This is a genomic window from Coprococcus intestinihominis (genome assembly GCF_040096555.1).
In the GTDB taxonomy this organism is placed as follows: Bacteria; Bacillota; Clostridia; order Lachnospirales; family Lachnospiraceae; genus Coprococcus_A; species Coprococcus_A intestinihominis.
Window position 1 is genome coordinate 1 of the sequence record NZ_JBBMEK010000550.1, and the last position, 503, is coordinate 503.

At 44.7% G+C, this 503-nt stretch carries 1 pseudogene; it reads left to right on the plus strand.

From position 1 onward, the window contains the following. Positions 1 to 503, plus strand: a pseudogene (locus WMO25_RS18785) (capsid protein); the annotation flags it as partial.

The following is a 503-nucleotide window of genomic DNA, read 5'->3' on the forward strand; positions in this document are numbered from 1 at the left end:
CAGAGACACAATCGGTCAGAAGAAACGTAACTACAACAACTCCTGGACACCACTCCAGGTAACTAACCACAGAACATGGAGCACTTTGGTTCATCCTCGTGATATCCAGGAAACAAACCAGGTAGCCTCCATTGCGAACATTACAAGAGTGTTCAATGAGGAGCAGAAGTTCCCAGAAATGAACTGCTATCTCATTTCCAAACTGTATGCGGATTACACTGCAAAGAGCAAGACAGCAGATCAGACAGTCCTCACAACGGATAATGTCCTTGATGTATTCGATAAGATGATGACTGCAATGGACAACAAACGTGTTCCGAGAGCTGGACGTATTCTCTACGTTACTCCGGATGTTCGTACTCTCATTACCAATGCAAAGGCTATCGTCAAGACCATTGACGTATCTAAGAGATCTGAGGCGTTAAAGAGAGCGATCACATCCATTGATGAAGTGGAGATTCCGGACAGCGTACCGTCCGATATGATGAAAACTGCATATGACT